Below are 14,052 nucleotides of genomic sequence, written 5' to 3'. Positions count from 1 at the left end.
GAGGAGAATTCGATGGAAACCAGCAAAGCGATTAGTCAGCCCAATATTGCAGAAGTTCAAACGGATGATTCGATTAGAGTGAAAAGGAGACTCTCCAAACTGCTTTTACATGTTTTTATTATTGCAGTTGGAATATTAATGCTTTACCCCCTTATTTGGATGGTCAGTGCCTCTTTTAAAGAAAATACCGAAATCTTTCAAGGATCCAATTTTTGGCCTAAAAAATGGTTATTTGATAATTATGTTCAAGGCTGGAAGGGGGTTTCCGGAGTTACTTTTGGAAAGTTTTTTATGAATTCATTCTTCATCGTGATTATGGCGATCATTGGAAATGTCATATCGTGTTCAATGGCAGCTTATGCTTTTGCAAGATTAGATTTTACCTTTAAAAAGGTATTCTTTGCCATTATGTTAATTACATTAATGCTGCCGTTTCATGTCACTGTGATTCCGCAATATATCATGTTTAATAAGCTCGAATGGATTAATACGTATCTCCCATTAACAGTGCCGAAATTTTTAGCCACTGATGGATTCTTCGTATTTCTCATGGTTCAGTTTATGCGTACCATCCCAAAAGAATTAGAAGAAGCAGCTGAGATGGACGGATGTGGACCTATAAGGATGTATTGGTATTTAATTATGCCACTCTCATTACCAGCATTGATTACGACGATGATCTTTACGTTCATTTGGACCTGGAATGATTTCTTTACCCAACTTCTCTATTTAAGTGATATTCAAATGCAAACCGTTGCTGTTGGTTTAAGAATGTTTGTTGATGCAATGGGAGAAAGTTCATGGGGAGCATTATTTGCAATGTCTACCTTATCATTAATTCCTTTATTCGCTATCTTTATTTTCTTCCAAAAATATTTGATTGAAGGGATTACTGCTGGTGGGGTTAAAGGATAAAAGCTATGATAAGGGGAGGTTCCATAATTTAAGATTAATGAGGTCATAGATATGAGAGTAACGATTGCAGATGTTGCAAAGAAAGCCAATGTTTCCAAATCAACAGTATCAAGAATCATCAACGGCAACCTTGAACAGAACACGGAGGAAACGATTAATCGGGTTTTAAAAGTAATAGAGGAATTAGATTATAAACCAAATGCTTTAGCGAGAAGCTTGAAACTTACCAAGACGAATATAATTGGAATGATTCTTTCCGATCTCCAAAACCCTTTTTGGGCCAATGTATTGGAGGGTGTGGAAGATACCTGCCAAAGTTTAGGCTACAATTTAATGATTTTTAATTCCAATGAAAAAGCAGAGCTCGAGGCAGAGCATTTTCGCTCTTTTGATATAAGACAGTTAGATGGGATGATTGTAAACCCTACGTTAAAAAACATTGAATTATATCAAAAACTCGTCAAGAATGGATTTCCATTTGTCTCGATCAATAGAAGAATTTATGACATGGATGTCAATACGGTCACTGTTAACAATGTGAAAGGAGCTAAATTAGCAGTAAACCATCTAATCGCATCAGGACGAAAAAGAATTGCCATTTTTCTTTATCCTCCAGAAGGAATAAGCCCAAGAATAGAGAGATTAGAAGGTTATCAAGAAGCTTTAAAAGAAAATGGTATGAAAATCGATTCATCGCTCATTCATATTGTACGTGAACAAAAAGGGGAAATAGTATCGGCTGTTCAAAACCTAATAAAAGGACCCAACCCACCTGATGCGATCTTTTCTACTAATAATGTAATGACGCTCGAGGTTTTAGAGGGTATCAAAAAATTGAATTTAACGGTTCCCGGAGACATTGCCTTAGTGGGTTATGATGAAACCATCTGGTCGAAGCATTTAAATCCTCCCTTAACTACGGTAAAACAACCGGCATATGTAATGGGAGGAATTGCAGCTAAAAAGTTAATTGATTTAATCGAATCCAAAGACCCGGAAAAAATGAGCCCCGAAGTGGTTGCCCTTGAACCATTCTTGATTATCAGAGATTCGTGCGGAGGAAAAAAAGGAGGAATTGTATTTGACTAATATCGGCTTTCGTATATTACCTATTAAGCGAAGAGTGGAAAGAAGTCTTGTTGAACAATTTCGTAGTGTTGTGACCCCACATATTAGTGATAATTTAAATCGGATTCATGCGATTGGCAGTAATCTTAGACCTTATCATAAGGAAGGAAAACTGATTGGCACAGCGATTACGGTCAAAACCAGACCAGGGGACAATCTTCTCGTCCATAAAGCCATTGATTTGGCACAACCAGGTGATGTCATTGTGGTGGATGCAGGTGGAGATACAACCAATGCTATTGCTGGAGAAATCATGATGCAGCTTGCACGGAAAAAAGGAATTGCCGGTTTTATCATTGATGGGGCGATTCGTGATTTAGCAGCATTTCAAAACAGTGATTTCCCCGTTTATGCAAAAGGTGTGACCCATCGTGGTCCATATAAGGATGGTCCAGGAGAAATGAATGTGGCGATTTCGGTAGATGGCATGCTAGTGGAACCGGGCGACCTGATTGTCGGGGATGAAGATGGTCTTGCCGTTGTTCCCTATGATTTTGCTGAAGAAATTCTCCGCAAAGTAAGGGCACAGGAAATTCGCGAAAGAGAAATACTTGAGTCAATTGAAAATGGAACAGTAGATCGGAAATGGGTGGATGAAACCCTTAAACAGAGAGGCTGTGAGTTGAATGACCTTGCCCAACAAGTATGACTGGAAGAAACTCCAACTCTTTTGCCAAGAGGTATTTGAAAAAGCTGGAGTATTGAAAAAAAATGCTGAGATTGTGGCCGACTCTCTCATTCAAGCTGACTTACGCGGAGTTGATTCACATGGAGTCGTAAGGACCGCGATCTATGTTGAAAGAATTGAAAAAAATATGATCAATCCTTTTGCGGATCCAGAAATTGAAGCGGAGGATACTAGCACCGTCTTAGTAAACGGGAATAACAATTTAGGTGCTGTTGTCGGAACAAAAGCAGTAGAAATTGCGATGGAAAAAGCCAAAGCAAACGGTGCTGCGATTGTTGGAGTTAAAGGGTCGAACCATTTTGGGACGGGCGCCTTTTATACTTTAAAGGCAATTGAAAAAGATATGATTTTATTAGTCATGTCCAATGCCTCACAAACGATGCCGCCAACAGGCGGTAAGAGACCATTCATTGGCACCAATCCTCTAGCTATTGGCGTGCCGGCGGGGAAAGAAGCACCGTTTATTTTAGACATGGCAACAAGTGTGGTCGCAAGAGGAAAAATTATTGTCGCTTCCCAAAAAGGGCAGGATATCCCGCTTGGATGGGCAGTAGATAAGAATGGAAAGCCTACTACGAATGCGGATGACGCTTTAGAAGGAGCTGTTTTACCTGTTGGGGGGCCAAAGGGGTATGCCATCTCTATGTTTATTGATATTTTAGCAGGGGTGCTAACGGGCGCAGGTTTTGGAAAATACGTCCATAACATGTATGAAAATTGGGACGAGCCACAGAATGTAGGACACATTTTTATTGCGATTGATATTAACCGGTTTATTCCAATTGAGCTGTTTAAGGAAAGAATAGACCGTTATATAAGTGAAATAAAAGCAGAGCCAAAAGCCGACGGGGTAGAGGAAATTCTAATTCCTGGGGAAATTGAGTTTCGTAAGGTGATAGAACGAAAGAAAAATGGAATTGAACTACCTGAGAAGGTAGCTGCGGAATTAGACAACATCGGACAGAGATATGGTGTTGACCTCGCAAAGGCTGTTTTTTCTAAAAATGAGTTCGTAAACCAAGAGGAGGTTATTAATAAATGCTGACATTAACCAATTTCCGATATGAACTGCCAACAGTGATTGAATTTGGACGGGGATATGCTAAAAAGCTTGCCGAGCATGTAACCAAATTAGGTGGATCCAATGTACTCATCGTAGGTGACCCAGGGGTTAAACAGGCTGGAATTGTTCAGCGATTGGAGGCACCGCTTGAAGAAGCTGGTATTCCGTACACGATTTTTACTGAGGTCGGAATGGAGGCAACCATTGAATCAGTTGATAAAGGAACAGAAATTGCCAAAGAAATGGGTTGCGATCTTGTTGTCGGGGTTGGCGGAGGAAGTGCTCTTGATACGGCAAAAGCCATTGGTCTCATGATCAAAAACAAAGGAAATATCCGTGATTATGTTGGAATCGATTTGGTTCCTGCCCCAGGTGCCCCTGTCATTGCCATTCCAACTACAGCGGGAACTGGAAGTGAACTGACAAGATTTTCAGTTCTTTCAGATAAAGCCGCTAATTTAAAACTAAGTGTTGGCAGTATGTACAATTGTCCGTCATTAGCCTTATGCGATCCGGAACTTACGGTAACATTACCTCCTCATATTACAGCGGCTACTGGCATGGATGCATTGACACATGCACTGGAGTCGTACGTAAATAAAGCAACCCAGCCGATCTCAGAAGCCTTATCTCTTCAATCCATGAGTTTAATAGCCAAAAGCTTACGTTTAGCGGTGGTACAAGGAGAAAATGTTGAGGCACGGCATGATATGCTGCTTGCGAGTACGATTGCTGCAATGGCTTTTAATACCACGAGATTAGGTTTGGCACATGCCTTAGCGATGCCGCTTGGCGGGCAATTTAAAATCCCTCATGGTGTGGTAAATGCCATCCTTTTACCGGAAGTAATGAAATTTAATCTTATCGGAAATACAGCAAAATTCGCTAAAATTGCCAGAATATTCGGTGAAAAAACCGATCATTTAACGGAAAGAGAAGCAGCTGAACGCGCCGTTGAAGCGATTCGCCAATTAAACAAGGATATTGGAATTACTCAGACGTTATCTGATTATGGTGTCGAAGAGGAACATTTAGATGCGATTGTTGATGAAGCCATTTTATCTGGAAATGTTCCGGTTAACCCTGTGAGAACGACGAAGGAAGATTTAAAAAACATTTGCCGTACGCTAATGGCACCATGTGTGAAAGAGAAAGTATTAAATTAAGAAATTACATAGTTAGGAGTGCATGTCATGACGGTAGCACAAACTTCCAGTATGGTTGAGTGGCTTGAAGCAAATGAAGCAAAAGTGTATGGGAATTTGATTGACGGTGAATGGGTGAATAGCAACAGCGGGAAAACCATTTCCATCTATAATGCTGCAAAAAATAACCAATTATTAGCTTCCTTTCAAGATTCCAATGAATCAGATGTAAATCGAGCTGTGGAAGCAGCGCATGCGGCCTTTAAAAAATGGTCAAAGGTGCCAGGTCCAGATCGTGGTGCCGTGCTATACAAATTTGCTGATTTACTTGAGCGAAACGTGGATGAATTAGCCTATATGCTTTCGGCGGAGCAAGGAAAAACTTTGTCCGAATCAAAAGGCGAAGTTTTTCGTGCTGCCAAAGAAGCACGGTTTTGTGCAGGGGAGGCATTCCGGATTGAAGGAAATACGCTTCCAGGAGAAAGAGGAAATGTGTGGAATTCCACGGTTCGTAAGCCATTAGGCGTGATTGCGGCCATTGCCCCTTGGAACTTTCCGGTTGTAACTCCTGTTCGGAAAATTGCACCTGCTTTAGCATACGGTTGTACAGTTGTTTATAAACCAGCATCTGTCACGCCATGGACATCTGTTCGATTAATGGAGCTATTAGAAGAAGCGGGTGTACCAAATGGGGTTGTGAACTTAGTGGTTGGAAGCGGCACGATGGTAGGTGACCCGCTTGTTAATCATCCATTGGTAAAGGGGATTAGTTTTACCGGTTCTTCAGAGTTAGGCATAAAAATTAATCAAACAGCGGCTGGACGATTAGCCAAGACCCAATTAGAGCTTGGCGGGAAAAATCCTGCTGTTGTCCTGGAATATCAAGATGCTTCTGCTGTAGCAAAACAAATCGTTTCTGCCGCTTTTGCTTGCAGCGGGCAGCGATGCACCTCCCTTAGCCGTGTGATTGTCGTAAAAGAGAAAAAAGAAGAATTAACGGAGGCGCTTCTTCAGGAAATGAAGAAGATCAATGTTGGACCTGCTTGGGAACCAACGGCGACAATGGGACCTTTGGTCAATAAACGCCATTTACAATCGGTACAAAATTACTTGAAGATTGGTGTGAAAGAGGGGGCTCGCCTTCTGTTTGGGGGAGAAGTATTAACGGAGGGTGAGTATTCAGAGGGTGCTTACATGCATCCAGCCTTGCTTGATTTAGTAACCCCAAATATGTGTGTAGCGAAAGAGGAAATCTTTGGACCTGTTTTATGTGTCATTGAAGTAGACAATAAGGAACAAGCATTAGAAGTAGCGAATAATGTGGACTATGGGTTGGCCGCATCTATTTTTTCTACTAATCTATCCGATGCTTTCACCTTTGCGGATGAAGTAGAAGCTGGAATGCTTCATATCAACCATGGCACCGCAAGTGCAGCCCATATGCCTTTCGGCGGTATAAAGCAATCAGGTGCAGGATCCTACTCAATCGGCAGCTCAAATGCAGATTTCTTCACAGAAACAAAAGTTGTCTATTTTGAGTATTAGTTTTGTTAAAGGACACCTGTTAAACGATAGTATTAAAATTTATATTCTGTTGATTGGAGCGGAAGGCGCTCGACTCCTCGAAAATGCTGTCGCTTTTTCTTCGTGCGTGGGCAGATTCGAAGAAGTAATTTCAATGTCCTGCGGGAGTACGGGGCAGGGGAGACCCCACAGGCGCTTTCAGCGCCGAGTAATCATGACGAAACTAGCTCCTACTCGTAAATGCGTAGGTTAATTTGGTTAGAATGTTTAATAGAAAACCAACCAAATCAGAGCTACATTACGAAAGGAGCTAGTTATTATGAAGGATACCATAAAATATGTAGGTTTATACGTATCAAAAGAAAAAATTGCTGTTGCGATCGCAGATGAAGGTCGAGATGAGCCTAGCCCGCGGAAAGCGAGCGCCTGTAGCGGAAATCAACCAGAGAAACTGATCTAGCTTAAGAAAGATAAAATTCATGATTAGGTTACAGAACGGCTATGGCAAGAAAAATAACCGTTCTAGTAACCTTTTTTTAATAAATAGTTAAGTAGGGATGACGATGAAGGTAATTCCACCACATTGCCTATTAGTCACATCACCTGGACCGTGTTCCTTAGAGGAGGCCATAAGAAATTCATCGCAATGGTTAACCGAGCGAACCATAGCTTTAATGAATGTGATTAGCTGTTATCTTTCGCATAAGGTTAAGGTATAAAAAGGAGGACTCAAAATGAGACCCACAGTTTATATAACAAGAAGAATACCAGATGAGATTATCGCGAAAATCGTAGAACAATGCGACATTAGGATGTGGGATGAAACGGATATACCCGTTCCAAGGAATGTCTTAGAAAAAGAGATATCCAGTGTAGAGGGACTGTATTGTTTGTTAACGGAAACGATTGACAGGGAAATACTTGCGAAAGCTTCGCGATTAAAAGTGATCAGTAATATGGCAGTCGGCTACAACAATATTGATATTAAAGCAGCAAAGGAAAAGGGGATAACGGTAACGAATACGCCTGGTGTTTTAACAGAAACCACAGCTGATTTGACTTTTGCCCTTTTAATGGCGACCGCCCGTAGACTAATAGAGTCATCGGATTGTTTGCGGGGCGGAAACTGGAAAACCTGGTCGCCCATGCAATTAACGGGTCAAGATATATATGGCGCCACTTTAGGCATTATTGGGATGGGGAGAATAGGTGCCTCCTTGGCTAAAAGAGCAAAAGGATTTGATATGAACATGCTTTATTACAACCGTTCTCAGAAACCTGAGTTAGAGAAAGAATTAAATATGAAATATACAGATCTGGATACCTTGTTAAGGGGATCTGATTTTGTTTGTATCATGACACCATACACACCTCAAACAAGAAATCTAATTGGAAAAAGAGAATTTTCCTTAATGAAAAAATCCTCTATTCTAATTAATACGGCCAGGGGAGGAATTGTAAACGAAAATGATTTGTTCCAGGCATTGAGAGACGGTGAAATCTGGGCAGCAGGTCTTGATGTTTTTGAACAAGAACCTGTTTGTTTAGACAATCCCTTACTGACTTTGCCGAACGTGGTTACCCTGCCGCATATTGGCAGTGCCAGTATTAAAACGCGCATGAAAATGGCCGAATTAGCGGCGGATAATCTGCTTTTAGCTATCAAAAACCAGACGCCAAAGCATGTGGTAGTTTAGAAAAAGTTATTTTCATTTAATAATAGGTTAAGAGTGTTGGGGGAACAAGCCAATACTCTTTTTTATCGTATTAATAAGAAAATATTATGATTGAAATCTTTGCCTTTCAAAAAAGTTATCCCCAGTAAGCTCCCCATTTTTTCATCTCTTTTATCATTTTATGCAAGGCTTGTCCTTTTTCTGTAAGAGTGTACTCAACTGTGACAGGCACTGTTGGATAAACTGTTCGAATTAGTACATTATGTTCTTCTAAATGTCTTAATGTATCGGTTAATGCCTTTGGACTAACCTTTGAAATGGCTTTTTGTAATTCGCCAAAACGTTTTGTACCTTCAAACAGCTCTCTTAGTACAAGAAAAGACCATTTTCCCCCGATTACATTTAGTGCTTTTTCAATTGAACATTCAACTTGTATGTTCTCAGTTTCTATTACATGGCTTTCTGATTGTTTAATATGACTCATAACGTACCTCTTTCTTTTTATAGAAACTATATTTTTTAAAGTAACTATTGTTGATGTAATTATATCAAAAAAATTTCAGTAATTGATATTAAATTTAAGAAAACGTATACTTTTTTTGAAAGCGCTTTGTAAAATGAATCTGGCCATATTCTGATGACATTTATAAAGCATAGTAAAGAGCAAAAGGAATTTGCATGGGGTTAAATGTTTAGAAGCTAACACAAGTAGATTATCAAAAACTTTAGGGGGAACTGTTACCATGAAATACAGAAGATTAGGAAAAAGCGGCTTAAAAGTAAGTGAAATTAGTTTAGGCAGTTGGTTAACGTATGGGAAATCGGTGGAAGATAATGTGGCAGAAAAAACAATACATAAAGCGTATGAATTAGGTATTAATTTTTTTGACTCTGCCAATGTATATGAAAAAGGTCAAGGTGAGCGTGTAATGGCTCAAGCATTAAAGGAATATCCTCGTGAGTCCTATGTTATTACCACAAAAGCTTTTTGGCCTATGGGAGAAGGACCGAATGATCGCGGCTTATCTAGAAAGCATATAACTGAACAAGTAAATGCTAGTTTAAAGCGAATGAACTTAGATTATGTTGATCTTTTTTACTGCCATCGCTATGATTCAGAAACCCCAGTTGAGGAAACCTTACGAACAATTGATGATTTAATTCGTCAAGGGAAAATCTTGTATGCGGGTGTAAGTGAATGGAGCGCAGCACAAATTGAAGAAGCGATTCGTGTGGCAGATCAATTTTTGTTAGACCGTATTGTGGTTAACCAACCGCAATATAATATGTTTCACCGGTATATTGAGAAGGAGGTAATCCCTGTAAGTGAAAAATACGGTGTGGGACAGGTTGTATTTTCTCCGCTAGCTCAGGGCGTGTTAACTGGAAAATACAGCTCTAATCGCATTCCAGAAGATAGTCGAGCATCAAACGAATCTATCAACAACTTTATTAAAGGAATGCTAAATCAGGATATTTATAGAAAAGTGGAACAACTAGAAAATTTAGCGAACGAATTGGAAATCACATTGCCTAGTCTTGCTTTAGCATGGATCTTAAGACAACCCAATGTTTCAAGTGCATTAATTGGTGCAAGTAAACCAAGTCAGGTTGAAGAGAATGTAAAAGCAGTGGAGATTCAACTCTCAAATGAGGTTATTCAAAAAATTGAGGGGATTTTGGAATAGATTCTTAAAGAAGTAAGGGACCACCCTTGTGTTAGTCCCTATCCTTAAATGAATTAATAATAAAAAACAAGAGGTGCATATCATGAAGTATAGAAGATTAGGGAAAACGGATCTAAATGTTTCAGTGGTTGGTGTTGGTACTTGGCAATTTGGCGGAGATTGGGGAAGAGACTTCAATCAAGGCGAGGTAGATGCCATTCTAACTAGAGCAAAAGAATTGGGCATTAATTTAATTGATACAGCGGAATGTTATGGACCACATCATATGTCTGAGCGCTTCATAGGGGATTTTTTATCACGTGATCGCCGTGAAGACTGGGTTGTGGCTTCAAAGTTTGGACATATTTGGCATGATAAATGGGGGCATGCATGGAGTGTTGATGAAGTCCGTGTACAATTAGAGGAATCTTTAAAAGCATTACAGACTGATTATATTGATCTTTATCAATTCCATTCTGGATCAGATGAAGATTTTAATAACGATGCCTTATGGACCATGCTGGATAAGCAGGTACAAGCCGGTAAAATTCGTAACTTGGGTATTTCAATCGCTAACAATGATAATATCTATCAAACATCGAATGCAACAAAAGTTGGGGCGAAAGCCATTCAGGTGGTATATAACCGAATCGATCAAATACCAGAGGAGCAAGTATTTCCTTCTTGTATTGAACAGGATCTAGGTGTGTTAGCGAGGGTTCCTTTAGCAAGTGGATTCTTAAGTGGAAAATATAGACCAGGTGCCGTGTTTAGCGATAAAGTAAGAAAACGCCGTAGTCAAGAAGATATTGATGAAAAGTTACGCTTGGTTGAGGAAATTCAACAAAATGAAGTGCCAGAAGGAGTAAATATGGCAGAATGGGCATTGGCATGGTGCTTACAACACCAGGCAGTTACATGTGTCATCCCTGGCTGTAAAAGTGTTGAGCAAGTGGAAGTAAATGCAAGAGCCGCTCAACTAGATCTAGTAAAAGACATTCATCCGAGTGCAGTCATTAAATAATTAAATACAACTTAGTTGAGAAAAAGGAGCATGAATGCATGCTCCTTTTCTGTAAATTTTAATGAATTAAGTTTTGGGTTTCCGTTTCTTTAGCCAGATTCACCTTCTTAAAGGCAATATGGCATAAGAAATAAGCACAATAGGAACCTATACTAAAGATAAATAGTATAGAAAATGGAAAGATATATAGAATCAATCCAATAAGTAATGTTATTAAACAAATTCCCAAACTGATTGGAACATAGCAAATACCAAGTACTAGTGTATTCTTTAATAGGTTTTTTGTAGTCACCTTGTATTGGACCATCGTTGGAAAAAGGAAAGCGGTTACTAAAATCAGCAAGAAACCTAAAACAAATAAAATGGGTAGAATAATATTTTGAGCAAAAGCCAATTTTTGAGCAATGGTATAGTCTACATATAAGAAAAAGACAATCATGACCCAGAATATTTCAATGAAGATACTTTGCTTGAAGTTTTCTTTAAAATAGTGAAAAAAGGGTCTGAATATGCTTGGATCTTTATGAATAATCCATTGCCTCACTACTCCATACATCGCTGAAGTAGCAGGAAAAATAGTAATGATAGGTAGACACATCACAAGCCATAGTAAATTTAAAAGAAAAAAATTAGAAATAAATAAAAGGATAGAGTAAAATTTGCCGTCTATAAACCTCAAACCATCACCCCATTTCTTAATATCATTTACTTAAAAATAACATAAATTTAAACGATAATAAAGATAATTTAATATAGATTTACTTAATAGAAATTTATTTAAAACAGGTAGAACTGTAAGTTATAAACATTAGAATATCAAATTGACGTTGATGATTTATAGGTTTATAATAAAGTTATCGTTAAAGTAATGATTGAAAAGCGGACTAAGGGGGAAAATTATGAAATTTGACATGCCCTTGCATGAATTAAAAGAATATCAGGGAACAAATCCAAAACCTCGAGATTTTGATGAATTTTGGGAAAGGGGATTGCAGGAATTAAGCCGGCAATCGTTAGAATATGAATTAATTCCCGCGAAATTTACTAGTAGAGTGGCAGAATGCTATGATCTTTATTTTACAGGAGTGGGCGGAGCGAGAATCCATTGTCAGCTCGTTAGACCCAAAAATCAAATTGGACAAGGTCCAGGACTTGTCTGGTTTCATGGCTATCATGTGAGCAGCGGGGATTGGGTCGATAAGCTGGGTTATGCTGCAGAAGGATATACCATCCTAGCCATGGATTGCCGTGGTCAAGGTGGTCTTTCTATAGATAATAGTCAGGTTAGAGGAACGACGTTAAAAGGACATATTATCCGCGGGATTGAAGAAGAAAACCCAGAAAAACTCTATTACCGTCAAGTATTTTTAGATACGGTCCAAGCTGCTAGAATCTTATTTTCTATGGAGCATGTTGATGTTGATAGAGTAGGAGTTTATGGTGCTTCACAAGGTGGAGCTCTTGCCATTGTCTGTTCGGCTTTAGAACCTAAAATTAAGAAAACAGTCGCTGTGTACCCCTTCCTCTCCGATTATAAAAGGGCATGGGATTTAGATATTGCCAATTCTGCTTATGAGGAAATCCACTATTACTTTAAGTTTATTGATCCGAATCATGAGCGTGAAGAGGAACTTTTTAATAAGCTTGGCTATATTGATATTCAACATCTTGCAGAACGGGTAAAGTCACAGGTTTTATGGGCAGTTGGTATGGAGGATCAAATTTGTCCACCCTCCACACAATTTGCTGCTTATAACAAAATCCAGTCACCTAAACAATTGAAGGTTTTTTATGAATATGGTCATGAGCATATTCGGACATTTGGTGATAAAGCTCATTCGTTTTTTTCTGACCTTTTAGACAAATAAAGTAAAGATTGAAATGGAACCGTTCCTTAATGGCAGTACTGTTACTCCATAAAAAGGAGGGGTTCTTTCTGCTTTTTTCTTAATTTTAGTTAAATCCTATTTACTATTATCCTAAAAAAAAGTTATTCTAAAGTAAGATAATTTTGTACAAAATGAATCGGAGGAATTATTGTGAGAAGCAATGTTACAATGCGTGACATAGCAGAAAAATTAGGCGTCAGTAGTGTGACCATTTCAAAAGCACTGAATAATAAAGAAGGCGTCAGTGATGAATTAAAAGAAAAAATAAAATTAGTCGCAGAGGAAATGGGTTATCGCTTTAATACCCACGCAAAGTCCATGAAAGAGGGTTTATCCTATAACCTTGGAATTGTGATACAAGAACGTTTTACAGGGACAACTACATCATTCTATCTGCAATTTTATCAACTATTATCAAGGGTCCTTGAAAGTTATCATTATTCAGGGATCTTACACATATTAAGTCATGATGATGAGGCCGAGCTTGTATTGCCAAGAATATATACCGAAAAAAAAGTAGATGGACTCATTTTTCTTGGACAAATTCATAAGCAATATGTGGAGGAAATTCAAAAAATTGATATTCCGGCTGTTTTTTTAGATTTTTATACCGATCAGAATGAGATTGATTCTGTATTGACGGATAATTTTTATGGTGTATATGAGATTACCAATTATTTAATCCGAAATGGCCATCGGAAAATTGCTTTCGTCGGCGATGTTCATGCAACAAGCAGTATTCAGGATCGTTACCTTGGATACTATAAATCACTTTTAGAGCACCGGATGGATCTTAACCATGAATATGTCATAAAAGACCGTGATGAGCGTGGTCATTATATCGAGTTAGAAATCCCGAATGATATGCCTACTGCGTTTGTTTGTAATAATGATGAGGTGGCATATAACCTGATCAACGAGTTACAAAAGAGAGGGATTAGTGTACCGGAGGATTGTTCGGTGGTTGGTTTTGATAACTCAATCTTTGCGACCCTGACAGAACCGCCGCTAACAACTGTGGCAGTGGATATGGAAGAGATGTCAAAGGTTTCGGTTAAATTTATTATGGAAAAGCTAAATGATCCAACTAAAAAGTACGGAAGAACATTTATCAAAGGAAATATTATCTATAGAGATTCAGTAAAAAATCTACAAGAAAAGAGGCTGGGACAAAACCCCCTCTAGAACCTAAAAAGCCTGTGAAATTTTACGAGCAGTAAAATTTCACAGGCTTTGATTTTTTTTCAAAACAAAAAGGACATCTTCTGATAAAATTTAAGTACCCCTACCAAATCTTAATCAGAAAGAAGTGTCCTTATGTTTAAAGATTATA

Annotated in this window: 14 protein-coding genes; 12 read left to right on the top strand and 2 right to left on the bottom strand. The window is 38.7% G+C overall.

Going from position 1 to position 14,052, the window contains the following annotated elements:
* Window positions 1–12: 12 nt before the first annotated feature.
* The 8 genes from JOC76_RS06140 (at window position 13) to JOC76_RS06105 (ending at window position 8,160) form a co-directional block, all read left to right on the top strand.
* Window positions 13–915, top strand: coding sequence for a carbohydrate ABC transporter permease (locus JOC76_RS06140; RefSeq protein ID WP_205176721.1), 903 nt, complete (start codon window positions 13–15; stop codon window positions 913–915).
* A 51-nt stretch (window positions 916–966) separates the two neighbouring features.
* Window positions 967–2,004 carry a LacI family DNA-binding transcriptional regulator gene (locus JOC76_RS06135; protein ID WP_205176720.1) on the top strand — a complete coding sequence of 346 codons (1,038 nt, stop codon included), beginning with the start codon at window positions 967–969 and terminating at the stop codon, window positions 2,002–2,004.
* Window positions 1,997–2,692, top strand: a complete 696-nt coding sequence (locus tag JOC76_RS06130; protein WP_205176719.1) for an RraA family protein — start codon at window positions 1,997–1,999, stop codon at window positions 2,690–2,692. Before JOC76_RS06135 ends, JOC76_RS06130 begins: the two co-directional genes overlap by 8 nt.
* On the top strand, window positions 2,670–3,776 hold the full coding sequence (locus tag JOC76_RS06125; RefSeq protein WP_205176718.1) for an Ldh family oxidoreductase: 1,107 nt from the start codon (window positions 2,670–2,672) through the stop codon (window positions 3,774–3,776). The genes JOC76_RS06130 and JOC76_RS06125 overlap by 23 nt, the downstream gene beginning before the upstream one ends.
* The gene (locus JOC76_RS06120) at window positions 3,770–4,960 is read left to right on the top strand and encodes an iron-containing alcohol dehydrogenase (protein WP_205176717.1); all 1,191 of its coding nucleotides are present in this window, start codon (window positions 3,770–3,772) and stop codon (window positions 4,958–4,960) included. Before JOC76_RS06125 ends, JOC76_RS06120 begins: the two co-directional genes overlap by 7 nt.
* Before the next feature lie 27 nt (window positions 4,961–4,987).
* Entirely contained in the window at window positions 4,988–6,484 is a 1,497-nt protein-coding gene (locus JOC76_RS06115) for an aldehyde dehydrogenase family protein (RefSeq protein ID WP_205176716.1), read from the top strand.
* A gap of 298 nt (window positions 6,485–6,782) precedes the next feature.
* On the top strand, window positions 6,783–6,923 hold the full coding sequence (locus JOC76_RS06110; protein ID WP_205176715.1) for a hypothetical protein: 141 nt from the start codon (window positions 6,783–6,785) through the stop codon (window positions 6,921–6,923).
* 274 nt (window positions 6,924–7,197) lie between these two features.
* A complete protein-coding gene (locus JOC76_RS06105; protein WP_205176714.1) occupies window positions 7,198–8,160 on the top strand; it encodes a 2-hydroxyacid dehydrogenase in 963 nt (320 codons plus the stop codon).
* 115 nt (window positions 8,161–8,275) lie between these two features.
* On the opposite strand, the gene JOC76_RS06100 is transcribed toward JOC76_RS06105, so the two are convergent.
* A complete protein-coding gene (locus JOC76_RS06100) occupies window positions 8,276–8,623 on the bottom strand; it encodes a winged helix-turn-helix transcriptional regulator (RefSeq protein WP_205176713.1) in 348 nt (115 codons plus the stop codon).
* Between the two features lie 259 nt (window positions 8,624–8,882).
* Here JOC76_RS06100 and JOC76_RS06095 point away from each other — a divergent pair, with 259 nt between their 5' ends.
* A complete protein-coding gene (locus JOC76_RS06095) occupies window positions 8,883–9,827 on the top strand; it encodes an aldo/keto reductase family protein (RefSeq protein ID WP_205176712.1) in 945 nt (314 codons plus the stop codon).
* Window positions 9,828–9,909: 82 nt separating this feature from the next.
* Complete coding sequence (locus tag JOC76_RS06090) at window positions 9,910–10,830, top strand: aldo/keto reductase (RefSeq protein WP_205176711.1); 921 nt, start codon at window positions 9,910–9,912, stop codon at window positions 10,828–10,830.
* Between the two features lie 58 nt (window positions 10,831–10,888).
* On the opposite strand, the gene JOC76_RS06085 is transcribed toward JOC76_RS06090, so the two are convergent.
* On the bottom strand, window positions 10,889–11,509 hold the full coding sequence (locus JOC76_RS06085) for a YesL family protein (protein ID WP_205176710.1): 621 nt from the start codon (window positions 11,507–11,509) through the stop codon (window positions 10,889–10,891).
* A gap of 220 nt (window positions 11,510–11,729) precedes the next feature.
* Between JOC76_RS06085 and JOC76_RS06080 the strand changes: the two genes are divergently transcribed.
* Both JOC76_RS06080 and JOC76_RS06075 read left to right on the top strand, forming a co-directional pair.
* Window positions 11,730–12,698: an acetylxylan esterase gene (locus JOC76_RS06080; protein WP_205176709.1), complete on the top strand. Its 969-nt coding sequence runs from the start codon at window positions 11,730–11,732 to the stop codon at window positions 12,696–12,698.
* Window positions 12,699–12,869: 171 nt separating this feature from the next.
* On the top strand, window positions 12,870–13,904 hold the full coding sequence (locus tag JOC76_RS06075) for a LacI family DNA-binding transcriptional regulator (protein ID WP_307784694.1): 1,035 nt from the start codon (window positions 12,870–12,872) through the stop codon (window positions 13,902–13,904).
* Window positions 13,905–14,052 lie beyond the last annotated feature (148 nt).

Source organism: Neobacillus cucumis (genome assembly GCF_016908975.1).
In the GTDB taxonomy this organism is placed as follows: Bacteria; Bacillota; Bacilli; order Bacillales; family Cytobacillaceae; genus Neobacillus; species Neobacillus cucumis.
The sequence above is the reverse complement of the archived record's forward strand: the minus strand, read 5'-3'. Positions and strand labels throughout refer to the sequence as shown.

Coding starts and splice junctions, on each gene's coding strand:
- JOC76_RS06100 (WP_205176713.1), bottom strand. CDS start 8,623: ATGAGTCATATTAAACAATCAGAAAGCCATGTAATAGAAACTGAGAAC.
- JOC76_RS06080 (WP_205176709.1), top strand. CDS start 11,730: ATGAAATTTGACATGCCCTTGCATGAATTAAAAGAATATCAGGGAACA.
- JOC76_RS06115 (WP_205176716.1), top strand. CDS start 4,988: ATGACGGTAGCACAAACTTCCAGTATGGTTGAGTGGCTTGAAGCAAAT.
- JOC76_RS06135 (WP_205176720.1), top strand. CDS start 967: ATGAGAGTAACGATTGCAGATGTTGCAAAGAAAGCCAATGTTTCCAAA.
- JOC76_RS06120 (WP_205176717.1), top strand. CDS start 3,770: ATGCTGACATTAACCAATTTCCGATATGAACTGCCAACAGTGATTGAA.
- JOC76_RS06140 (WP_205176721.1), top strand. CDS start 13: ATGGAAACCAGCAAAGCGATTAGTCAGCCCAATATTGCAGAAGTTCAA.
- JOC76_RS06090 (WP_205176711.1), top strand. CDS start 9,910: ATGAAGTATAGAAGATTAGGGAAAACGGATCTAAATGTTTCAGTGGTT.
- JOC76_RS06095 (WP_205176712.1), top strand. CDS start 8,883: ATGAAATACAGAAGATTAGGAAAAAGCGGCTTAAAAGTAAGTGAAATT.
- JOC76_RS06105 (WP_205176714.1), top strand. CDS start 7,198: ATGAGACCCACAGTTTATATAACAAGAAGAATACCAGATGAGATTATC.
- JOC76_RS06125 (WP_205176718.1), top strand. CDS start 2,670: ATGACCTTGCCCAACAAGTATGACTGGAAGAAACTCCAACTCTTTTGC.
- JOC76_RS06110 (WP_205176715.1), top strand. CDS start 6,783: ATGAAGGATACCATAAAATATGTAGGTTTATACGTATCAAAAGAAAAA.